The following is a 23,328-nucleotide window of genomic DNA, read 5'->3' on the forward strand; positions in this document are numbered from 1 at the left end:
GTAATGGTTTGGTACGGATGAAGTAAGGGCGGTGGTGTTACTGGCGCAATCACAAAGAGAAAAGCGCGCCCAAAGGCGCGCAAGTAACTAATGACACTACTGGGTAAAACGAGGGTAATACAAGGTTATTTTAAGTCGCGCATTGACGGAGACACCCATGTCTGCGCGAAATCATCAATTAAGCACTAACAACCTGAGTCAGTAACTCTTTGGCATCAGCTTGTGCTTTGGTCGCCACTTCAGGACCATAAGCAATACCTTCTGCAAACACGAATTCAACATCGGTAATGCCGATAAAGCCCAGGAACAGACGCAGGTAAGGCACCACCAGATCCGTTGGGGTGTCTTTATGAATGCCCCCACGGCTGGTCAGAATAATGGCACGTTTACCGGTTACCAAACCTTCCGGGCCTTTCTCTGTGTAGCGGAAAGTCACGCCAGCACGGGCAATCAGGTCAAAATAGTTTTTTAACTGAGTCGGGATATTGAAGTTGTACATTGGTGCAGCCATAACTATCACGTCATTGGCTTGCAGTTCAGCAATCAGCTCGTCAGACAGTGCCAAAGCCTCTTGTTGGCGCGGTGTTAACGCTGCGTCTGAAGGGCGCAAAGCACCCACCAGTTCACCATCTAACACAGGAACCGGTTGAGCGGCCAAGTCACGTACGGTGATTTCGTCGCCAGCGTGGGCTGCTTGCCATTGCTCGACAAAAAAGTCAGCTAATTGGTTGGACTGTGAATAAGTTGCCAGAATGCTTGATTTCAGGACCAGTACTTTGCTCATCGTAATTCCTTAACAGGTAACAGAGACTTAGGCGGTTCGCCCTTTCAATGAGATACACTTTATTAATATTTTCCTATTAGTGATAGCGCAATATTTTGCGTTCTTTGTTCGATTTAATTGAACGATGATAAATAGATAGGAAATTTTCGCTGGGTTACTGCGTAATCCGAGGCTGTGTTACCATATCAGGTAAGGGTTTATCTAATAAAAGCTATGGCTCATTCATCTATTGGGTGTCGAAGATGGGTGTGTTGGCAGGTTAAAAATTGATATCGATTAATAAAAAATATCGGCCAATCAAATTCATAGCATAAAATCATTGGGCTGACACCGTAGGTTGCAGCCGCATCGTAACAAGGAACACAGAACGTGAAATCTTCGCTCGCAGCATTATCCACCCAACTCGGTGAGTTGATGCTCCGTGACCAACAACGTCTGCGGCGTCGGCTGCAAGGCGCACGAAAAATTAATAATCCAGAGGCTATAGAAGCGATCACCCACGAGCTTGAGGCTGACATAGCAACCGCCATGCAGCGGGTTATTCGCCGTCGAGCCGCTTGTCCGGCGATCAGTTATCCTGAAAACTTGCCGGTCAGCCAGAAAAAGCAAGATATCTACAACGCTATTCGTGACCATCAGGTGGTGATCGTCGCCGGTGAAACCGGTTCCGGTAAAACCACCCAGTTACCGAAAATTTGCCTGGAATTGGGGCGGGGCGTGAAAGGGGTGATCGGCCATACCCAGCCGCGTCGTCTGGCTGCGCGCACTGTCGCAAACCGTATTGCGGATGAACTGGATACCTCTCTTGGCGGTTGCGTCGGCTATAAAGTCCGTTTTAACGATCAAGTGGGTGAAAACACACTGGTTAAGTTGATGACCGATGGGATCTTGCTGGCTGAAATTCAGCAAGATCGGCTGTTGATGCAATATGACACGTTGATTATCGATGAAGCCCATGAACGTAGCCTGAACATTGATTTCATCTTGGGTTATTTACGTGAATTATTGCCAAAACGCCCTGATCTGAAAGTCATTATTACCTCGGCAACCATTGATCCGCAGCGTTTCTCTCAGCATTTCAATAATGCCCCTATTATCGAGGTTTCTGGCCGTACCTATCCGGTGGACGTTCGCTATCGGCCAATTGTGGATGATGCTGATGATGTTGACCGTGACCAGCTACAGGCTATTTTTGATGCGGTTGATGAGTTAGGGCGAGAAAGCCCTGGTGATATTCTGATCTTTATGAGTGGTGAGCGTGAAATTCGTGACACCGCTGATGCATTGATGAAGCAAAATTTGCCCCATACGGAAGTGCTACCACTCTATGCCCGCTTATCAAACAGTGAGCAGAATAGGGTGTTCCAGTCGCATCATGGGCGGCGAATTGTATTGGCAACTAACGTAGCCGAAACCTCGCTCACGGTGCCAGGCATTAAGTATGTGATTGATCCCGGCACAGCTCGCATCAGCCGTTATAGCTTTCGTACCAAGGTGCAGCGCTTACCGATCGAGCCGGTGTCTCAGGCGTCAGCTAATCAGCGTAAAGGCCGTTGTGGCCGCGTGTCAGATGGTATCTGTATCCGCCTTTATTCTGAACAGGACTTTCTCTCCCGCCCAGAGTTTACCGACCCGGAAATTCTACGTACCAACCTGGCCTCCGTCATTCTGCAAATGACCTCACTCGGTCTGGGTGATATTGCGGCTTTCCCGTTTGTGGAAGCACCAGATAAACGCAATATCCAAGATGGTGTTCGGTTACTGGAAGAGTTGGGGGCGATACAAACCGCCGAGAATGGTCATCAACAACTGACTCCGCTGGGGCGGCAATTAGCGCAATTGCCCGTTGATCCTCGGCTGGCACGGATGGTGCTGGAAGCACAGAAAAGTGGCAGTGTCCGCGAACTGATGATCATTACGTCGGCGTTGTCGATTCAGGACCCGCGTGAACGTCCAATGGATAAGCAGCAGGCTTCTGATGAAAAACATCGCCGTTTTGCAGATAAGGACTCTGATTTCCTGGCGTTTGTTAACTTATGGGATTATCTGAAAGAGCAGCAAAAAGAGTTGTCATCAGCACAATTTCGTAAACTGTGCCGCAGTGACTTTCTCAACTATCTGCGCGTGCGCGAATGGCAGGATATCTACACGCAACTGCGTCAGGTGGTAAAAGAACTGGGTATTCCGGTAAATAGTGTTGCAGCCGACTACCGTAGCGTGCATACCGCGATATTGACCGGTTTGTTATCTCATATCGGCCAAAAAGATGTTGAAAAGCAAGAGTATACCGGTGCGCGTAATGCAAGGTTTGCTATCTTCCCCGGTTCCGGCTTATTTAAAAAACCGCCGAAATGGAGCATGGTGGCTGAGTTGGTCGAAACCAGCCGCTTATGGGGCCGTATTGCTGCCCGCATCGAGCCGGAATGGATCGAACCCTTGGCACAGCATTTGGTGAAACACCATTATAGTGATCCGCATTGGGAGAAAGCGCAGGGTGCGGTGATGGCCAGCGAGAAAGTCACCCTATTCGGTTTACCCATAGTTGCTGAGCGCAAAATCAATTACGGCCCGATTGATCCGCCGCTATGCCGTGAGCTATTTATTCGTCATGGCTTGGTGGAGGGGGATTGGCAAACGCGCCACGCCTTTTTCCGCGCCAATCTCAAATTATTGGCTGAAGTTGAAGAGCTGGAACATAAGTCACGTCGGCGCGATATTCTGGTGGATGATGAGACACTGTTTAATTTCTATGACCAGCGAATTGGTCGTGATGTTATCTCAGCGCGCCATTTTGATAACTGGTGGAAGAAAACCAGCCAGACACAACCAGAGTTGCTGAACTTTGAAAAAACCATGCTTATCAAAGATGGTGCTAACAAAGTTAACCCACTCGACTACCCCAACTTTTGGTATCAGGGGGCTCTTAAGTTACGGCTTTCTTACCAATTTGAGCCTGGCACTGATGCTGATGGCGTGACCGTACATATTCCATTACCTATCCTTAATCAGATTCAAGAGCAGGGTTTTGATTGGCAGATACCGGGGATTCGGCGTGAATTAGTGATAGCACTGATCAAGTCTTTGCCTAAACCGGTGCGGCGTAATTTTGTCCCTGCGCCCAATTATGCCGAGGCGTTTCTGGCCAGAGTTACCCCGATGGAGATGGGGCTGCTCGATGCCTTAGAGCGTGAACTGCGGCGCATGACGGGTGTGACAGTGTCACGTGATAGTTGGCAATGGGACCAAGTTCCTGATCACCTTAAAATCACCTTCCGCGTGCTTGATGATAAAAACCGCATTCTGCGTGAAGGTAAAGACCTTGCCGCCTTGAAGCTACAGCTACAAGAGAAAGTTCAGGAAACGCTATCCGCTGTTGCTGACGACGGTATTGAACAAACTGACTTACATATCTGGAGTTTCGGTGATCTACCGGTGTGCTATGAGCAACGTCGTGGTGGCTATGAAGTCAAAGCATATCCGGCGCTGGTGGATGAAAAAGACAGTGTTGCGATCCGCTTGTTCGATACAGAATCTCAGCAACAACAAGCCATGTGGCAGGGGACAAGGCGTTTATTATTATTGAATATCCCATCCCCTATAAAGTACTTACATGAAAAATTGCCGAACAAATCCAAGCTCGGGCTCTATTTCAATCCTTATGGCAAAGTGTTGGACCTGATTGATGACTGCATTGCTTGTGGTGTGGATAAGCTGGTTGCGCAGTATGGCGGCCCCGCATGGCAAGAGACGGCGTTCGCCCAACTACAGGAAAAGGTTCGTGCTGAGCTGAATGACACGGTGGTTGAGATTGCTAAGCAAGTTGAACAAATCCTGACGACAGTATTCAGTATTAATAAGCGATTGAAAGGGCGAATAGATATCTCAATGGCATTAGCTCTTTCGGATATTAAAGCCCAGCTTGGCGGCCTCATATATCGCGGTTTCGTGACCAATAATGGTTGGAAACGTTTGCCTGATACCTTACGTTATTTACAAGCGATTGAGCGCCGATTGGAAAAACTCGCGATAGACCCTCATCGTGATCGAGCACAAATGCTCCGAATAGAACACGTCCAGCAAATGTGGCAGCAATGGCTGAATAAATTACCGCCAAAACGCCAGCAAGATGAAGAGGTTAAAGAAGTTCGTTGGATGATTGAAGAGCTGCGTGTGAGCTTATTTGCCCAGCAATTGGGAACGGCTTACCCTATTTCTGACAAGCGTATCCTACAAACTATCGAACAGCTTTCCGCCTGATTAGCGATTAAAATTCCTCCGCACGCTAAATATTATTGATTTAGCTGCGGAGTTTCTTACTGACTCTGTCCCTTCTTATATACCGCTATAAATTCATTATCTTTATGATTTATCTATTTTTATCGGCATGCTAACTATGTAATAGATGAAACATGCTGATGTTGATGCGAAGCCTCTCGAGGATTGCAAATTAACTGGGTTGCACGGCTGCGGTGTTATTGCCTCCTATCTTGAACTCCCGCTATATCTGTACTGACAAATCAGGCTACTTGGTCAAAGTTTGTCTGATTTAGGGTCACCATATTTGATTACTTTTGGTGAGTTTGATAGAGTTTTTCCAGCGCAGGGATTGCTTATGTATCAGATTAGTTTGTTGAGGTTGGCACAGCGCGAGTTGTTTAAATTACCTGTAGGTATTCAGGCTGCTCTGATTAAAGCCATGGATGAGTTAGAGGCTTATGGTCATGAGTTGCGGGAGCCAGAGGTGCGAGATATCGGGCGCGGGCTAAAGGAGCTACGGGTTAGTGCAAAAGAGGGGATCGGACGTGGTTTTTTCTTTTACCACGTAGGTCAGCAGGTTTACATCATTCATATTTTACAAAAGAAGACACAAAAAATCCCAAGACGGACACTGATGTTGGCTTATCAGCGTATGAAGGAACTCAAACGGAGATTGCAGCCATGAAAAAACAAGATGATTTCGATATTATTTCTTTCGCTGAGGTTAAAGCGAGTGCTTTAAATCATCCTCAGGTCAACGAAGCCTACACAGACTTGCAAATTCGCGACGCCATGATGACTGAGCTGAAAGCTGCTCGCCAACAATGCAATTTAACACAAGAGGAAGTGGCGCAGCGGGCAGGGTTGAAAAAACAGAATATTTGCCGGATGGAGAAAGGCATCATTTCCCCCAACCTCACTACGCTGAGTCGTTACGCCGCAGCATTAGGTGGGACTTTTGTTTTCAAATTTAACCAAAAGCCTCATTGCGTTAGTAAGGAATAGTCGCGATCTCTGGGCCTCAACCAGAGTATTACTGAATAATATGATCACTTTGTCGCATTTTTAGCGAGCGCTTTTAACCGTTCTCTAATAGCTGTTACCGCTAAGGCGCGGTTATCAGCAAGATAACGGTCTTTGGCGGCGGGGGCGGAACTTTGAATCGCAATTAAAGACCACTCGTCGCCATTCTTTAGTAGCAGCGGTGATCCACTGTCTCCTGGCAAGGTATCGCACTGGTGTGAGAGCACGCCCTGCTGTGCCCATCCTGTAACCAGACAGTCTTCATGGCTGTATAGGGTTTCAAGATGATCTAGCGGGTAGCCTGCTTGAGTTATTTTACGATTAACCAACTTAAGCGCTTGCGTCAACTCACTCGATGTTCCATCCCAAAGGGGTAACGGCTTAATCGGAATAGGCTTTGTGTTAGTTAATCGAATGAGTGCAAAATCATAAGCGGCGGCGGCAGGCGGAACAATCCAGCCATCGCCATCAGGTTTGAGTTTTTTACCTAATTTTGCATCAACCAGGGTTTCCAAGTGAGTAATTTGGTACTTCCAATGGCTATCATGGGAAATAAATCGCAAGGCAACAGCGCGATCAATCTTCCCCGGAGGAGTAAGGACACAATGGCCAGCAGTAAGTGCCAGTCGCGGGGAAATTAACGTTGCGGTACAAAGGTTGCCACTGGCTGTTTCAACTTGCCCAATAGCTTGCCATGGCCACCCAGTGCTATTTGTCAGCGCTGTGCGGTCATCTTTCCCGAAAAACAACGTGGTTTGATCCGCAATGCTGATTTCATCATCCGGTTTGTCAGTGGGGGGAAGGGCTAATGCTGCTGAAATAGAAAGCGGCAACAGACTCAATAATAGTAATGAAGATAAACGCATAAATGATTAGCCTTGCCTTTATTTACTGACCAAAGGTCATCCATTAACACACCTGAGGCCTATCGATTAAATTATTAATCATGGCTCCACTATCGCTAACTATAGACATAATAAGTTGTTTCATGTGTTGTCAGTAATTGATTTTTCGATAATTTCAGAGCGGCATAGGCCGTTGGTACTATAAATAAAAAAATAGTGTGATCAGACCACAAATAACAAATATGGTTAAAATGACTTCAAATAAATAGCGTCGCAGCATTATCAGCACTCCTGATAGAAAACACCCGGTAAACCGGGTGTCGAGTGAATCGCTGTTGCAGGTTAATCGTGAAGAGCCAGCTTCAGCTTCCACCAGTTAAATGCTGCTGCTATTTGGTCACTGGCATTACTGCTGGTGCAGATTTACTGTGTGCTGCTTTTTTATGATGTTTTTTGGCGGCCTGTGCTTTTTGCACTGGGGCTGTTTTATCCATTTTTTTCATCGAATCGGTTTTTTTGGCTTTCTTATGGTGCATGGTTTTAGCCGGTGCACTATGCGCTGCCGGAGCTGTAACCGCTGGAGCTGCAGGTGGCGCTACGGTATCTGCTGCCATTGCTACAGACGATATACCCAAGGTTGCAGCAACAATCAGAGCTAATACTGTTTTCATAATTTATTCCTCAGTGTTCTGTTTGTATATCGGCCCCGTTGGGTCGTTATAATGAGAGTAGAGGAAATATTTAATGGCTTCCGTGAGTCATTGGTTTCGGCTTGTAACCGATTGTACAACACCAATAATTTAGTGTGACGAGTATGCTAATTTGCACATTTTAGTTACAACATACAGTGTGTTGTCTTTAATAAAACCATCGTATTATGTAGCACCAGTGTCGTTTGAATGTAAGGCGATATGTTAGTTAACCAGTGAGAGCTACGCCCAACCCTAATTAAAGGTTAGGCGTAGCAGTAGAACCTATATTAGTCATGTGACCGCCATTAGGTTCCAGCATCGCGGGTAATAATCAAGTGCCACAAATTACAAATAGCGGCGTTCTAAATGTTGGCGGAAGTAGCGTGGGTTAAGTGTTTCACCGGTAGCTTTGGTAATTAATTCTGCTGTTGAGTAACGGCTACCATGCTGCCAGATATTCTGTTGTAACCAGGTGAAGAGGGTACTGAGATCACCATTTGCGATACTCTTATCCAGGTCTGGAATAACATCACGGGCAGTTTGGAACAGTTGAGCTGCATACATTGCACCCAAGGTATACGTTGGGAAATAGCCAAAAGCCCCATCGGTCCAATGGATATCTTGCATACATCCGTTACGGTAATTGCCTTCGGTGTTAATACCGAGGTATTGCTGCATTTTCTCATTCCACAACGCAGGGATATCATCTACTTCGATTTCACCACTGATTAACGCTTTTTCGATTTCATAACGCAATATAACATGGGCAGGATAGCTCACTTCATCGGCATCAACTCGAATAAAGCCAGTTTTAACCCGCTGATTGAGAGCTATGAAATTGTGTTCTGCAAATGCAGGTTGTTCACCAAATTGGTGTACGACCAGTGGGCGGATCACTTGTAAAAATTCATCACTGCGCGCTAATTGCATTTCAAATAGTAAGCTTTGCGACTCATGAATGGCAGTTGATCTTGCATGGGATATGGGTTGCCCTAACCATTCTCGTGGTAGGTTTTGCTCATAACGGGCATGGCCTGTTTCATGCACAATACCCATTAATGAACTGAGAAACTCTTGCTCGTTATAACGGGTAGTAATTCGCACATCTTGAGGAACACCGCCGCAAAATGGGTGCACACTGACATCAACCCGCCCGCCGTCAAAGTCAAAACCGAGTACTTTCATCACTTGTAATCCAAGCTGACGCTGTTTTTCCACGTCAAAAGGGCCCTGTGGGAGCAGGCAGTTTTCATTAGCTTGTTTAGCAGTCACTTTTTGTAATAGTGCAGGTAGCCATTGCTTAAGATCACCAAATATCCGATCCAAATCAGCACTATTAGTCCCTGGTTCGTAGAGGTTAAGCAATGCATCATAACCTGAGGTACCTGCGGCCTGAGCGCGGATTGAGGCTTCTTCGCGGCTAAGTTTGACCACTTCGCGCAGATTTTCTGCAAAGCCATGCCAATCATTAGCGATGCGCTGTTGCCGCCAGGCATGCTCACATTTGGCTCCAGCCAACGACTTGGCTTCAACCAATGCTTCTGGCAGCAGGACTGCATTGTCATAATGACGGCGCATTTCGCGTAAGTTTGCCTGTTCAACGCTATCTAACGTTTCTTGCTCGGCGAGCATCAGCCATTCGCCAACCTGTTTGGCCGTTAATATCTGGTGTTGTAAGACATTTAGCTCCGCCATAGCTTCTGAGCGGGCAAGGTTGCCTTTTGCTGGCATCATGGTCTGCATATCCCATCCGGCGATAGCCGACAGGTGCTCGAAACGAGCCAGGCGGGTGAATGTAGAACGCAGGTGCTGGTAAGCGGTGGACATAAAACACTCCAGAGTGAAAGTTAGTGTTTAATCTTGATCAACGGACAGTGAGTAAGGATTTTGTACCGGCCAACAGAAACGGAAACTGGCACCGCCTAATGAACTGGCATCAACGGAAATATTGCCCTGATAAGCCAGAGCGATGGAGTGTACAATCGCCAGACCCAGGCCACAGCCTCCCGTTGCGCGGTCGCGGCTGGGATCTAGGCGCACAAAAGGCTCGAAAACCCGTGCACGCTCTTCCAGAGGAATGCCAGGGCCATCATCTTCAACTTGCAGGCAAGCGTTGTCACCGTCAAACCATAATCCAATACGTAGTCGTTTAGTGGAATAACGTAGCGCGTTATTAACCAGATTATCTAATACTCGCTCCATCAGGCGCAGGTCGACAGCGCCAAAGTCACCACGGTGGGGGATATCCAGTTCGATTTCCCGTTCACTATGAATTAAGCGTATATCCGCGACTTTTGTTGTTAGCCAGGCGGGTAAGTCGATAGGTTCCAGATTAAGGGAAACCTGCGGGCGATCCAGCCGAGCGTAGGTCAGTAACTCATCAATAAGTGCTTCTAACTGGCCAATATCATGATTTAAAGCTAATTGCTCACTTTCTGTCAGGTTGTCACTCATCGCTAAACGATATCGTAAACGCACGAGTGGGGTGCGAAGTTCATGCGCAATACCATCTATGAGCAGTTTCTTGCTAACAATCAGCGTATTGATATTGTCAGCCATTTGATTAAACGCCACACCTAAACGGTTCAAACTGGAGGTAGGATCAAAATGCGTTCGCTCGTCAAGGTAGCCAGCACCCAGTCGTTGAGCCGCATTCTCCAATTTTAATAGATCTTTCCAGTGCGGGCGCATCCACAAGAATACTGGCAGCGCCAAAGACAGACCAATTAAGATTAATAAGGCCAAGTCGAGCAGGCGCATTTGATGCAAATAAAACAAATAGGGGACTGGGCCGACAGCAAGAGCGTAGTGACTACGAGGGATACGTTGCAGGAAAGTATATTCATCATCTAAGGCAATAATTTCACCCGCCCGTAGGCGTTTATTCAAACGCTCACCGAGATCACGTTTATCAAGAGGCTCTATATGCAACTGAAAGGAAAGGTTTAAATCCAGTGTGGCAATGGTTTTATTCCAATCCTTCAGAGGGATTTCTCGTAATTCACTGCGCATCAATGAAAGCGAACTTTTCATCAGGTCATCTAATGACTGTCGACCGGCACGCTCTGCGGTGACTTTGTAAACTAAGCCGACCAACATGGCCATCACCATAAAACAGACGAACAGTAATAAGAAAAATTGAATGAATAGTTTCCTCATGGATGCACTGACTCCCAGGCATTTGGGGCGAACAAATAGCCTTTATTACGCACGGTTTTGATACGAAATGGTTCGATAGCATTGTCATAGAGTTTGCGGCGTAAACGCGATATGGCAACATCTATACTGCGATCCATACCGTCATAGCTGACACCACGTAAATTTTTCAGCAACGCTTCACGATCCATTATTATTCCTGCATGGGTAGCTAACTCCCATAACAAATCAAAATCTGACGTGGATAACGTTATCTCTTCATCGCTAAGATTGACTTGGCGGTTTACTGGATCAATACACAGCAAGCCGAAATGGATCGCATTATGGCCGGTATGGGGCGGGCTAATGGTCTCTTTGTTTTGTTGCAGATTATGCTGACGCAGATGTAACCGTAGGCGCGCCAACAGTACAGCAGGTGGCGTGGTTTTGAGGATATAGTCGTTTGCCCCCATTTCAAGCGACAGAATATGGTTCATATCACTGTCCAGCGAGGTCAGCAGTACAATCGGCCCCTCATAAACGGGGCGCAAATCACGGCACAGTGTCATACCATCTTTTCCTGGCAACATGATATCAAGTAATACCAAGTCCGGTTGTTGTTGTTCAATAACCGCTTGGGCTGTATCGCCACGTGGTTCTACCAACACATCGATATCATGCTTACCCAGATAGGCAGCAATCAATTTTCCGACTTCTGCGTCGTCTTCCACAAAAACAATTTTGGTCATGTTTTTCAGTTTATAAAGGTGCCGGAATTCAGCATAGCGCGCTGTTGGCAGCAATACTATGCATGTTACTTAGTCTGTTAAGCATAAATGCTGATGACTGATTGCTAGACAACTGGCAAATCATTTCATTATATTAATAAAAGTGATTATATCGTCATCTCTATTTTGTTGCGCCTATCGTTTATATATCAATACTTACGATTAATGAATAGCTGTATCGATCAGCTGAGGACTGAGGGATGAGTGGCGAACACATCGGTGTGCCAGCGCACAGTGAAAAGGTCTGCTTCGATTACACGGTATTTTTAGCCGCATCATGCAAAAAGCGTTGGAGTTTTATTGAGGCGATTTATGGTGTTATGCCCATATTTGGCATGGTGGTAAAATCGCAGACGGAAATGGAAAAAACGCCGCAAGAGCGGCTTAATGCATTGGCCTTACAGGTACTATCTACCCAGCTTAGCGATCAAACCAATATCGTTCGCTTGATTCGGCTAGCAGAACAACAGGGCATTGCCCTATTGGATATCCAGTTGCCTTACCCTTTGGAAACCAGTCAACTCGGCGAGATTAAGCAAAAATTGCCGGAATCAATAAAATTAAGCCAGCAAGGGGAGTGTCTATCCGTGGATTTGGCGGAAACGGCAAGTAAATAGTTATCTCTACGCCATAACTTTCTTTAGGTCATACTCAAACGGGCAAACTGAGCTAAGGCAGCCAGCCCATTTGAGGCCTTCATTTTGCTGTACCTTTCATTTAGCAAAACTCGGGTTTAGTGCATAGCAATCCAGGTGGCCGGAATGGTTGCAATCAGTACCAAGCAGATAGCTGACCGTTCCACTGTATTCAGTAATTTCAGTCCCTCATGCCCTTTACGTGCATAAATAAACACCAATAGCCCAGGGGCATATAACAAAACAGATAACAGTAAATACACCAGCCCGGCGGCATAAATTAGCCACAAACCATACAAACACGCGCCACTGGCAGCAATAATCAAACGCCAATCGTGACGTTTTAAGGCAATTTTAAATAAGAAGGCTCCCACCAGAAAGTAGGGTACCAGAATCATTTCTGATGCGATTGTCAGCAAGGTATTGTAGTTACTGCCCGTCAGCCAAATCAGAATCAGAGCCACTTGAACCGCACAATTGGTTAACCATAGTGATTGTGCTGGCGCATTATTTTTATTCTGATGGCGGAATATTTTGGGGAATGCTCCGTGCCTGGCTGCAACCATCGGCACTTCAGCAGCCATAATGGTCCAGCTAAGATAAGCACCACACACCGAAATAATAAGCCCCGTGGCAATGATGACTTCACCCCAAGGGCCAATCATCTCGACCATAATTCCAGCCATCGACGGATTACGCATACCGGCTAACTCGGCACGGGGCACTACGCCAAGAGACAATAGGGTAATTAACAAATAAACGCACAGAGCAGACAGCACGGCTAACATCGTTGCCCGACCCACATCTTTTTTATTGCGTGCACGGGCCGACACAACTACGGCACCTTCGACACCAATAAAGACCCAGAGCGTTATCAGCATGGTGTCTTTAACTTGCTGCCAAACCGGGGTATGCAGCGCTACGCCACTAAAATCAAAACTGAAAGTATCAAGGCTAAATGCCAGACCGGCTAACACAATAAAGCCACCGATAGGTAACAGTTTTGCTAACGTGGCGGCCAGGTTAATACTGGCGGCGGTTTGAACGCCACGCAGAACCAGCGCATGCACCAACCACAGCAGGAGGGTGGCTCCCAGCAATGCCTGCCAGGTATTACCTTCACCGAAGATAATGTGACCTGATTTATCAGTAAAGAAGCTTAATGCAGCAAAAACAATTACTAAGTAAGAGACATTAGCAATAACGGCGCACAGCCAGTAACCCCAAGCTGAGAAAAAACCGATAAGATCACCAAAGCCTTCTTTGGCATAGGTGAATATTCCGCCATCGAGATCAGGGCGCAAGCGCGTCAGTAATAGCATGGCAAACGCCAGGAAGATGATCCCCACGCCGGTAATACTCCAGCCGATAAGCAGTGCCGCAGGGCTGGCAACTTCCGCCATGTTTTGCGGCAGGCTGAACACACCCGCTCCCAGCATTGAGCTAAGGACCAGCGCGGTTAGCGCAGTCAGGCCGAGTTTTTTTTCCAATTATGGATCCTGGTTTTGATAGTATTAATGAATGGTTACTGACTTGTAAGCAGCATTATATGAGGCAAACTTATCGATAGCTGACAGATAATAGCCCCAAAATTTTCGGGAGATTTTACGGAGTGGGGCGCGATCATGCAATGATTGGTTATGCGATTTGGACAAAAAATTATTCAATCCGTATCAATAAGAAGCAGGACAACAGCAGACACATAAAAAAGGCAGCACGTAGCTGCCCTTACAGTAACAAAATTCACGCAAACTTATTTGAACAAGTCAGCGCTAACACTCAGGTTACCACCACTTTGGTTCTGCCACTGGCGAGTCACATGGTAATACTTCGCACCTTTTGCCGCAGCACGTTTAGCGACTTCATGAGATACGTCAGTCATGCTGTTGTAGTGACCGCTAAAGGTAATAGAATCAAACGGCACCATCTGTGCGGCAGTCGTGTTGTTCAGTTCCTGAATTTGAGTACCATCATTCAGGGTGACAGTGTAACGTTTACCGGTTGATGATTGCGTTTCGAAGAAACGGCCCACATCAGCACTTGGCGTACCTGAAGAGGCAACTCCTGGGATTTCGACGTTGGCAGCAGCAGCGCCACCGGCAGCCAGTGCTGCACGGCCAGCGTCAGAATCGGCTGGAATAACATCAGGGCTTTGAACAACACGTTTTGCCGCATCTGCTTTATAAACATATGCCGTCACAAACTGGTTGCCACCTTGGTTTGCATCAACCTGACGCACGATAAAGAAGGAGTAAGCCCCTTTCTCTTTTGCTGCCTTTGAAATGGCATCGTTGATATCAGGCTGGCTACGGAAGAAGCCACTAACAGAAACGGTATCATAAGGTTGAAGCGCATAGGCTTCTGCTTTTGGCAATTCTTTAACATCATTAAAGACGCGATACTGGGTTTCTTTGCTCACTTCCGGTGCATCTTTATGATAAACATCGGCCGTTACACGCCAGTTGCCGCCATTATTGTTGCTGTTGATATCCTGAATATAGAAAGAGTCTGCGCCCAATTTGTCAGCTCGGCGCGATACCGCATCCGCTGCCTCATTGATTGCATTAAATCGGCCAGTAATAGTAATGCGATCAAATGGCTTAATGGCTGCTGCTTGCTCTGGTGCGAGTTCTTTTGCCGCTTGTGCAGCAGAAAGCGCGGTGAGTGATAGCAATGCCGATGCGATGATCGTGTATTTCAGCTTCATAAAAAATCCTTTCGCCTTGCGCATTAACGTTGATACGTGCGGAACAATTGATGTGTAACAGAATAGCAGATGATTATTACATGTAATAATGGTGGGTGTCTCAGCAATTTATATGTCTTAGTATATCAATTCTGAAGATTAGCCCGTCGCCACTTTACAGCAATAATAGGGATAAGCTTTACGAATAATTGCTTTAACGTCATAAGTGCTGATTATTTACATTTTGCTAACCTGATGCCGCGCCATTGCTGGGCTGTCTCATTATTGCTCGACTTGTTATTTTGGTGCAAAGTTGCAGGACAAGCCTCTGGTAAATATTATTTTTGTAGTGAATTATACAGAGTTCTTTCCGCCTGCCAGTTTTAGTGCAAAAACTGCACCAGAAGCGCACACAGATATGGATCATCAGTCACATTTTCAGTAGGTTATAAGGAGCTGTAGCAAAGCAGGTTTGTCAGTAACCAAAGAGAACTGAAGCATGCCCAAATTAATGGGTGTTGCAGGTAAGCAGCAAGGAAACGAATCCCACATCCCTAATTCGGGTGAATGTGAGTCGCTAACGCTCCAACAACACCGAATAAGATGGATATGGCAATACTCATCATCAAAGACAGGTAAAAGGGAACATTATGCGTATTGGTGTACCAAAAGAGCGGTTGGCCAATGAAGCCCGTGTTGCAGCAACGCCGAAAACGGTGGAACAACTGCTGAAATTAGGCTTCACCGTGGCGATTGAAAGCGGAGCTGGCCACTTAGCCAGTTTCGATGATGCGGCGTACCAAGAAGCGGGTGCCACTATTACGGATACCACCGATGTGTGGCAATCCGATCTTATCCTCAAAGTGAATGCGCCCCTTGAGGAAGAAATCCCCCTGATGCGTGCCGGGAGTACGTTGGCCAGCTTTATTTGGCCAGCACAGAACCCTGAATTGCTACAAAAGTTAGCTGAGCGTCAGGTAACCGTATTGGCCATGGATTCAGTGCCGCGTATATCCCGTGCACAATCTATGGATGCTCTCAGTTCAATGGCAAATATTGCCGGTTATCGTGCCATTGTTGAAGCTGCCCATGAATTTGGTCGCTTCTTCACTGGGCAAATTACGGCTGCGGGTAAAGTTCAACCGGCGAAGGTTGTGATTATCGGGGCCGGGGTTGCAGGTTTGGCAGCCATTGGGGCGGCAGGGAGCATGGGTGCTATCGTGCGTGCTTTCGACACCCGCCCAGAAGTAAAAGAACAAGTCCAGAGTATGGGTGCTGAGTTCCTCGAGTTGGATTTTGAGGAAGAAGCAGGCAGTGGTGACGGCTACGCCAAAGTGATGTCCGAAGCTTTTATCAAAGCCGAAATGGCGCTGTTTGCCGCTCAAGCCGCTGAAGTGGACATCATTGTTACGACGGCACTGATTCCGGGTAAATCTGCTCCACGGCTGATCACCAAAGAGATGGTGGCATCAATGAAGTCAGGCAGTGTGATTGTTGACCTGGCCGCGCAGACCGGTGGTAACTGTGAACTGACCGTTGCCGATCAAGTGACCGTGACAGAGAATGGCGTAAAAATCATCGGTTATACCGACCTACCAAGCCGTTTGCCGACCCAGTCATCCCAGCTTTACGGAACTAACCTGGTTAACTTACTGAAATTACTCTGCAAAGAGAAAAATGGTGAGATAGATATTGATTTCGAAGATACCGTGATTCGCGGTGTTACCGTGGTCAAAACCGGTGAAATAACGTGGCCAGCGCCGCCGATTCAGGTATCAGCACAACCTCAGGTGGCTAAAGCTGAACCTATTGTGAAAGAAGACGCTAAGCCTGGTTCACCATGGCCAAAATACATCATTATGGCTCTGGCTATTGTGTTGTTTGGCTGGTTGGCAAATGTTGCTCCGAAAGAGTTTTTATCTCACTTTACGGTTTTTGCACTGGCGTGCGTGGTGGGTTACTACGTGGTGTGGAACGTCAGCCATGCGCTACATACACCTTTAATGTCAGTCACTAACGCAATTTCAGGCATTATCGTTGTCGGCGCATTATTGCAGATTGGTCATGGCGGTTGGGTGAGTTTCTTATCCTTTATTGCCGTACTGATTGCCAGTATCAACATTTTTGGCGGCTTCACGGTCACCCAACGCATGTTGAAAATGTTCCGTAAAAACTGAGTGGTATAAAAACTCGGCGGGTATAAAAATAATGTCACACAAAAATATAGGGGTAACTGATGTCTAGTGGTCTCGTTACAGCTGCGTACATAGTTGCTGCGATTTTATTTATTTTCAGTTTGGCTGGGCTGTCGCGCCACGAAACATCCAAACAAGGTAACACTTTCGGTGTGACCGGTATGGCCATCGCGCTTATCGCCACCATCCTTGGGCCGGATTCAGGTAATGTTGCCTGGATTATCATTGCCATGGTAATTGGTGGTGCTATTGGTATCTATCTGGCGAAAAAAGTCGAAATGACTGAAATGCCAGAACTGGTCGCTATCTTGCACAGTTTCGTCGGCCTGGCAGCCGTTCTGGTTGGCTTTAACAGCTATCTGGACCACGGCCCGGTGGTGATGGACGCGGTGATGGTGAATATCCATCTGACCGAAGTATTCTTGGGTATCTTTATCGGGGCGGTAACATTCACTGGTTCTATCGTTGCCTTTGGTAAATTACGCGGGATTATCTCATCCAAGCCACTGATGTTGCCACAACGCCATAAGTTGAATCTGGTGGCGCTGGTTGTATCATTCCTGCTGATGATAATGTTCGTCAAAACAGATAGCGTTGGTTTACAAGTGGTCGCGTTGTTATTGATGACAGTGATTGCTCTGGGCTTTGGCTGGCACTTGGTCGCGTCAATCGGTGGTGCTGACATGCCGGTTGTGGTCTCAATGCTGAACTCCTACTCTGGTTGGGCCGCTGCTGCCGCAGGCTTCATGTTGAGCAATGACCTGCTGATTGTAACGGGTGCCTTGGTTGGTTCTTCCGGTGCTATTCTGTCTTACATCATGTGTAAAGCGATGAACCGCTCGTTTATCAGTGTGATCGCCGGTGGTTTTGGTACTGATGGTTCTTCTACCGGTAATGCGGAAGAAATGGGCGAATACCGTGAAACTACAGCAGAAGAAGTGGCTGATCTGTTGAAAAACTCCAGCTCAGTTATCATCACTCCAGGCTATGGCATGGCGGTAGCACAGGCACAATATCCAGTCGCTGAGATTACTGCCAAACTGCAAGCGCGGGGCATCAAAGTGCGCTTTGGTATTCACCCGGTTGCAGGGCGTTTGCCAGGCCATATGAACGTGTTATTGGCTGAAGCCAAAGTCCCTTATGACGTAGTGTTGGAAATGGATGAGATCAATGATGATTTCCCAAGCACTGATGTCGTGTTGGTGATTGGTGCCAACGATACGGTTAACCCAGCCGCACTTGAAGACCCGCGTAGTCCGATTGCAGGTATGCCGGTGTTGGAAGTGTGGAAAGCGCAAAGTGTTATTGCCTTTAAACGTTCAATGAATACCGGCTATGCTGGCGTGCAAAACCCATTGTTCTTTAAAGAAAATACCCAAATGTTGTTTGGGGATGCCAAAGACAGCGTAGAAGCAATTTTACGCGCGTTGTAATCTGTTATAACGAATCAGATCAAGGGCCACTTATGCGGTGGCCCTTCTTTTTGGTTTAATCAATGGATGCCGCCGGAGGGGTTATCCAATTTCTTCCAGATCTTCATTGCCTTCTATCGGACAGGTAAATCCTTCTGGTTTAATGGCCAGTAAGTCACATTTAAGATGGTCGATCACATGTTCTGTGGTGTTACCAATAAAGGCGGCAGATAGCCCAGTACGGCCCAAAGTACCCAGAACAACCACCCCAGCCCGCAAGTGTTCAGCCAAATCAGGAATAACCTCTTCAGGTAGGCCCTTTTCAACATGGGTGAATTTTTCATCAATGCCAAACTGTTGGCGCAATGCTTTCATCGCAACTAAGTGCTGACCACGAATGGCATCGTTATAGACACTCGGGTCAAAATCAGGCAATTCAATGGCGATATTAATCGGTGTTACCGGATAGGCGCTGATCAGATGTACCGGAGTTTGATTAACATTCTCAGCTAACTCTCTGGTCTCTTTGACCAGTCGCAGATTGAGTGGGTCATGAAGTGGGTCTTCACTTGAAAGGTTAACTGCCACCAGCGCTGTGGCACCTTCTGGCCAGGGTTGGTCTTTAACCATCCAGACCGGGCACGGGCATTTACGCAATAAATGCCAGTCCGTTGGCGTAAAGATAATGGACTCAAGACGATCATGCTGATGTGCCATCTTTAATAACAAATCGTGCTTGGCGTTCAGGACTTCCTGAATGATGGCTTCATAAGGCCGATTATGCCACACCACTTTGATTTCAATTGGGATACCCGCATCAAGGTAAAACCGGCACTGCTCGCTTATCCATGCGGACCGTTGGCTGATAACCCCTTTACGCATTGCGGTGCGCTCATCGGGCGACAGCAGGGTAGTCATATCATATGACAGATCATAAATAGCCAAAAATGCTTTGATTGTGCCGCCATTGCGCTGCACAAGGTAAACTGCACGCCTTAATGCAGGTTGATCATCCTGATTGGGGTCAATAGCAACCAGAATATTCTGATACTTTGCCATAGAGTCTCCTTACAACCGTGAATTAACAGTATGTTAGTTAAAGAGTAAACCATGAAAGGAAAACAGGATAGGTGGGAGAGAGGGCGAGGCCAATAAATATACCCGCCAACTTTCAAGTTGCCGGGTATTTTGGATTAGATTACAGGCTTGGTCTTGGATTACCAGCGAGTTGACCTAGCGCCTCGGTATTCTCAATAGTGATGTACTTACCTTTCACACTCAGAATATCGCTTTTCTGAAAACGGCCTAGCAAACGGCTAATGGTTTCAACTGTCAGACCTAAATAGTTGCCAATGTCACCACGGGTCATCGTCAGGCGGAACTCACGTGGAGAGAAACCACGCTGAGCAAAACGACGAGACAGATTATAGATGAAGGCGGCCAGGCGCTCTTCTGCATTCTTCTTCGACAGTAGCAAAATCATGTCTTGATCACCTTTGATCTCACCACTCATCAGGCGCATCATCTGCTGGCGCAGGTTTGGCATTTTTCCTGATAAATCATCCAGTGTATCAAATGGTATTTCACAAACCATGGAGGTTTCCAGAGCTTGTGCGAAACTCGGATGTTGTAAATTACTGATAGCGTCAAAACCGACCAAGTCGCCCGCCAGATGGAAACCGGTGATTTGCTCATCACCCTCTTCAGTAATGGTGTAACTTTTAATGGTCCCGGAACGGATGGCATACAGGGATTTGAGCTCATCACCTGCTTTAAACAGCGCCTGTCCTTTCTGAATAGGTTTTTTCCTTTCAATGATATTGTCGAGCTGATCCAGCTCGTTTTCATTTAAGGTAAAAGGAATACAGAGCTGGCTGATACTGCAATCCTGACAGTGAATTGCACAACCACCAGACTGGATACGTCGGATTACGCGTTTTTCCGGGATCATAGGGTATTCCCATTAATATTGATATGCGTCAATTTTAACATCTTTTCTTGCGTCTGATAAGAGCAAGAATAGTTAGCGTGCTAAAAGATAGCCCTCATGTATTAATAACCAGCGTTTTCGCTCCACTCCACCGGCATATCCGGTCAGTGCACCTTGTTGTCCAATAACGCGATGGCAGGGGACAACAATAGATATTGGGTTCAGTCCATTCGCCATCCCCACAGCCCGCGACGCGGTAGGGCGGTTGATTCGTTTTGCTAACTCACCATAGGTAATCGTTTCACCACAAGGGATTTTACGCAGTTCTTGCCAGACTTGACGCTGAAAATCAGTCCCAGCAGTTTTAACGGGTAAATTATCAATAATGCTCAGATCACCCGCAAAATAGCGTTGCATGGTGTCACTCAGCCCACCAGGATTATTTTTTTCAACCAATGTAAATGCATCCGCGCCATAATGGTTGCGTAGCAACTTCATCAGACGCGCGTAATGGTCGGTCCAATCAATGGCACGTAGCCGGTTTTCTTCGTCTGCAATCAGTAACAGTTCACCTTGTGGGGTTGCCATCCGATCAATAAAAAACGTTTCCATAAGTCTCCGCTATGTTGCTGCCGTTGGCTGTAAACAGTTCCGCCGATAATTATTGCATGGAATATGACATCAAAAGATACCTATTGAGGCGATAATCGCATAACCCAGAAAATTTAGGTATAAATTCGGGGTGGGCGAGCCAGAGATTAGCGGCTACGATGATAGCTTATTGATTACGAAAGCTCTTGATTGTGAGTATTAACTGTTGTGACGACTGATACTTACGATAACCACTTCATGCCAGGGACTAAATTCATGTCAAATATCGCCTTGTATCCTTTATTACGTGATGACGACCCTCCTTCGGCCGCTATCGAGCGCCCACACAGCCAATCACCATTTATCTTATTGGCTGACCATGCGGGTCAACGTATACCGAGTCAACTCGGTGATTTGGGGTTAGCTCCAGGAGAAATTGACCGCCATATTGGTTGGGATATTGGCTCATTGGCAACGGCACGGTTACTTAGCCAATATCTGGATGCGACCTTGATCCATCAGCAGTATTCGCGATTGGTGATTGATTGTAACCGGACACCGGGAATTGCCAGTTCTATCCCTGAAATTTCGGAACATACGCGGATCCCGCGCAATATTGGTGTCACCGTAGCAGAAGCTGAAGCGCGCCGAGGTGAGGTATTCCAGCCGTATCATGATTTGATTACCCAAACCTTAAATCAACGCCGTGATAACGGTCAGATCAGTGTAATCATCTCCATGCACAGTTTTACACCGTCATTTAAAAACATCGCGCGCCCTTGGCAAATTGGTACTTTGTTTCATCGTAATCCTGAATTTGCCTTGCAACTGGTTTCGTTTTTACAGCAAGAAGGCGACCTGCACGTCGGGATTAACGAACCTTATGCCATGACGGATGCAACTGATTTCACGTTACCCTTCCACGCAGAACAGCGGCAATTACCTTATGTGGGCATCGAGATTCGTCAGGATCTTATTACGCATCAAGCGGGGCAGGCGCTATGGGCAAGCCGCCTGGCGCGACTGTTGCCGCAGGTATTAGAAACATTGAATTATTCAAAGTAAGTTGTGATGGCATCTATTTGCATGAAAACTATGTGCTCTGCACCAATTATCAATGCAGCTTCATGACCTACAACTATTAATTAGTTATTATCAACATAATCATCATTTTTTATTCACTGATAATATTAAGGTTGATAATTACGTGGAATCAAAACCTGCGCGCATTCTGATCAGTGCCTGTTTAATGGGGGAACCGGTGCGTTATAACGGCAGTGCCCTGTCTGTTAGCGATGAAATTATTCAACGCTGGCAGGATGAGGGGAGACTGGTCCTTGTTTGCCCTGAATTATCTGCAGGTATGCCGGTACCGCGTCCGCCAGCCGAAATCCAGCAAGGTAACGGCGAGGCAGTGTTGCAAGGGCAGGCGCGGGTGATGGAGCAGTGGGGTAATGATGTTAGCCGGGAGTTTCTGCAAGGGGCTTATCAGGCGCTGGAGTTGGCGCAAAAGCACTGTTGCACAGTGGCAATTTTGACCGAAGGGAGTCCCTCTTGCGGTAGCAGTCGCATCTATGATGGTCATTTTAGCGGCACCCAGCGCACGGGGCAGGGAGTCACTACTGCGTTATTACGCCGACATGGAATAACCGTTTTCAGCCATCATCAACTTGATCAAGCAGATGATTTTTTGCGAAGCTCTTCACAAATCAAGGTTGAAAATTAACCGAATGTCATAAAATCTCGATATACTGTATGAATGTACAGTTGTGGCGTAAGATCGTATTTTTGGTCACTTCATCTTTCTTGAAACCATAAAGTCGAGGTAGCGATATGACATTTAAGATTGTAGAAAAGCAACCGCAGCAATTAATCAGTATTCGGGTCGTCGGCCCTTATCATGAGACTATCCCGCAAGGCTTTAACCAACTTTCTTCACTCTATGCCCAGCACCAAATCCCTGGAAAAGAGTGGTTAGCTCTTTACTGGGACAATCCAGAAACCAATCCTCCTGCGGAGTTACGGGCTGACGTCTCCTTGTCTGTCGCAGACGATTATGTATTGCCCGTAGAACTCAGTGATCAACTACAACTGCAAGTGATTCCCGGCGGTTTGTATGCGGTGTATCACACTAGAGTAACGGATGATGATTACGCGAAAGCCTGGAGCGAATTGTATAACCAGCATCTGCCACAAAGTGGTTATCGCCCAGCAGAAGGTGCGTGCTATGAGGTTTACCTTAATGACGGCATGACTGATGGCTACTTTGATATCGATATCTATCAGTCGGTGGAAAAAGCACAATAATAGGTGGCGGCCGTGCTGGTTGGCGCGGCTGCCTACCTTGGCAACACT

21 protein-coding genes are annotated in these 23,328 nt (G+C 46.8%); 9 read left to right on the plus strand and 12 right to left on the minus strand.

Annotation, left to right across the window (positions count from 1 at the left end):
* Window positions 1-178: 178 nt before the first annotated feature.
* Window positions 179-784: an FMN-dependent NADH-azoreductase gene (gene azoR / locus EL015_RS10405; protein WP_005184366.1), complete on the minus strand. Its 606-nt coding sequence runs from the start codon at window positions 782-784 to the stop codon at window positions 179-181.
* A gap of 369 nt (window positions 785-1,153) precedes the next feature.
* On the opposite strand from azoR, the gene hrpA reads away from it, so the two are divergent.
* The 3 genes from hrpA (at window position 1,154) to EL015_RS10420 (ending at window position 6,046) form a co-directional block, all read left to right on the plus strand.
* A complete protein-coding gene (gene hrpA, locus EL015_RS10410) occupies window positions 1,154-5,041 on the plus strand; it encodes an ATP-dependent RNA helicase HrpA (protein ID WP_005184364.1) in 3,888 nt (1,295 codons plus the stop codon).
* Window positions 5,042-5,396: 355 nt separating this feature from the next.
* Window positions 5,397-5,726 carry a type II toxin-antitoxin system RelE/ParE family toxin gene (locus tag EL015_RS10415; protein ID WP_032906069.1) on the plus strand — a complete coding sequence of 110 codons (330 nt, stop codon included), beginning with the start codon at window positions 5,397-5,399 and terminating at the stop codon, window positions 5,724-5,726.
* Window positions 5,723-6,046: a helix-turn-helix domain-containing protein gene (locus tag EL015_RS10420; RefSeq protein ID WP_032906068.1), complete on the plus strand. Its 324-nt coding sequence runs from the start codon at window positions 5,723-5,725 to the stop codon at window positions 6,044-6,046. Before EL015_RS10415 ends, EL015_RS10420 begins: the two co-directional genes overlap by 4 nt.
* Before the next feature lie 44 nt (window positions 6,047-6,090).
* On the opposite strand, the gene EL015_RS10425 is transcribed toward EL015_RS10420, so the two are convergent.
* The 6 genes from EL015_RS10425 to rstA form a co-directional block, all read right to left on the minus strand.
* On the minus strand, window positions 6,091-6,930 hold the full coding sequence (locus EL015_RS10425; protein WP_005184351.1) for a trypsin-like serine peptidase: 840 nt from the start codon (window positions 6,928-6,930) through the stop codon (window positions 6,091-6,093).
* A gap of 178 nt (window positions 6,931-7,108) precedes the next feature.
* Window positions 7,109-7,189 (minus strand): small membrane protein YdgU, encoded by an 81-nt coding sequence (gene ydgU, locus EL015_RS22205; RefSeq protein WP_455722208.1) that lies wholly within the window; start codon window positions 7,187-7,189, stop codon window positions 7,109-7,111.
* Window positions 7,190-7,298: 109 nt separating this feature from the next.
* Window positions 7,299-7,580, minus strand: coding sequence for an acid resistance repetitive basic protein Asr (asr, locus tag EL015_RS10430; RefSeq protein ID WP_005184347.1), 282 nt, complete (start codon window positions 7,578-7,580; stop codon window positions 7,299-7,301).
* Window positions 7,581-7,946: 366 nt separating this feature from the next.
* The gene (locus EL015_RS10435; RefSeq protein ID WP_005184343.1) at window positions 7,947-9,428 is read right to left on the minus strand and encodes a carboxypeptidase M32; all 1,482 of its coding nucleotides are present in this window, start codon (window positions 9,426-9,428) and stop codon (window positions 7,947-7,949) included.
* A gap of 27 nt (window positions 9,429-9,455) precedes the next feature.
* On the minus strand, window positions 9,456-10,760 hold the full coding sequence (gene rstB / locus EL015_RS10440) for a two-component system sensor histidine kinase RstB (RefSeq protein ID WP_032906067.1): 1,305 nt from the start codon (window positions 10,758-10,760) through the stop codon (window positions 9,456-9,458).
* Window positions 10,757-11,485, minus strand: a complete 729-nt coding sequence (gene rstA / locus EL015_RS10445) for a two-component system response regulator RstA (RefSeq protein ID WP_032906104.1) — start codon at window positions 11,483-11,485, stop codon at window positions 10,757-10,759. Before rstA ends, rstB begins: the two co-directional genes overlap by 4 nt.
* A 239-nt stretch (window positions 11,486-11,724) precedes the next feature.
* On the opposite strand from rstA, the gene EL015_RS10450 reads away from it, so the two are divergent.
* A complete protein-coding gene (locus EL015_RS10450) occupies window positions 11,725-12,141 on the plus strand; it encodes a hypothetical protein (protein WP_005184334.1) in 417 nt (138 codons plus the stop codon).
* 116 nt (window positions 12,142-12,257) lie between these two features.
* On the opposite strand, the gene EL015_RS10455 is transcribed toward EL015_RS10450, so the two are convergent.
* Both EL015_RS10455 and ydgH read right to left on the minus strand, forming a co-directional pair.
* The gene (locus EL015_RS10455) at window positions 12,258-13,649 is read right to left on the minus strand and encodes an amino acid permease (protein ID WP_005184329.1); all 1,392 of its coding nucleotides are present in this window, start codon (window positions 13,647-13,649) and stop codon (window positions 12,258-12,260) included.
* Window positions 13,650-13,912: 263 nt separating this feature from the next.
* Entirely contained in the window at window positions 13,913-14,866 is a 954-nt protein-coding gene (ydgH, locus tag EL015_RS10460; protein WP_032906066.1) for a DUF1471 family protein YdgH, read from the minus strand.
* A gap of 629 nt (window positions 14,867-15,495) precedes the next feature.
* Between ydgH and pntA the strand changes: the two genes are divergently transcribed.
* Window positions 15,496-17,022, plus strand: a complete 1,527-nt coding sequence (gene pntA, locus EL015_RS10470; protein ID WP_005184322.1) for a Re/Si-specific NAD(P)(+) transhydrogenase subunit alpha — start codon at window positions 15,496-15,498, stop codon at window positions 17,020-17,022.
* 59 nt (window positions 17,023-17,081) lie between these two features.
* Window positions 17,082-18,473, plus strand: coding sequence for a Re/Si-specific NAD(P)(+) transhydrogenase subunit beta (gene pntB, locus EL015_RS10475; protein ID WP_032906064.1), 1,392 nt, complete (start codon window positions 17,082-17,084; stop codon window positions 18,471-18,473).
* An 81-nt stretch (window positions 18,474-18,554) separates the two neighbouring features.
* Here pntB and uspE read toward each other — a convergent pair whose 3' ends face one another.
* From uspE to ogt, 3 genes are all read right to left on the minus strand, one after another.
* On the minus strand, window positions 18,555-19,511 hold the full coding sequence (uspE, locus tag EL015_RS10480) for a universal stress protein UspE (protein ID WP_005184319.1): 957 nt from the start codon (window positions 19,509-19,511) through the stop codon (window positions 18,555-18,557).
* A 139-nt stretch (window positions 19,512-19,650) separates the two neighbouring features.
* A complete protein-coding gene (locus EL015_RS10485; RefSeq protein ID WP_005184317.1) occupies window positions 19,651-20,403 on the minus strand; it encodes an FNR family transcription factor in 753 nt (250 codons plus the stop codon).
* A gap of 72 nt (window positions 20,404-20,475) precedes the next feature.
* The gene (ogt, locus tag EL015_RS10490; protein ID WP_005184315.1) at window positions 20,476-20,994 is read right to left on the minus strand and encodes a methylated-DNA--[protein]-cysteine S-methyltransferase; all 519 of its coding nucleotides are present in this window, start codon (window positions 20,992-20,994) and stop codon (window positions 20,476-20,478) included.
* 255 nt (window positions 20,995-21,249) lie between these two features.
* Between ogt and EL015_RS10495 the strand changes: the two genes are divergently transcribed.
* The 3 genes from EL015_RS10495 to sbmC all read left to right on the plus strand — a co-directional run bounded on the left by EL015_RS10495 (window position 21,250) and on the right by sbmC (window position 23,280).
* Entirely contained in the window at window positions 21,250-22,038 is a 789-nt protein-coding gene (locus tag EL015_RS10495) for an N-formylglutamate amidohydrolase (protein ID WP_005184313.1), read from the plus strand.
* Between the two features lie 142 nt (window positions 22,039-22,180).
* On the plus strand, window positions 22,181-22,699 hold the full coding sequence (locus EL015_RS10500; protein WP_032906101.1) for a 2-thiouracil desulfurase family protein: 519 nt from the start codon (window positions 22,181-22,183) through the stop codon (window positions 22,697-22,699).
* A gap of 107 nt (window positions 22,700-22,806) precedes the next feature.
* Complete coding sequence (sbmC, locus tag EL015_RS10505) at window positions 22,807-23,280, plus strand: DNA gyrase inhibitor SbmC (protein ID WP_005184310.1); 474 nt, start codon at window positions 22,807-22,809, stop codon at window positions 23,278-23,280.
* Window positions 23,281-23,328 lie beyond the last annotated feature (48 nt).

The sequence above is a fragment of the Yersinia intermedia genome (assembly GCF_900635455.1).
Lineage (GTDB): Bacteria > Pseudomonadota > Gammaproteobacteria > Enterobacterales > Enterobacteriaceae > Yersinia > Yersinia intermedia.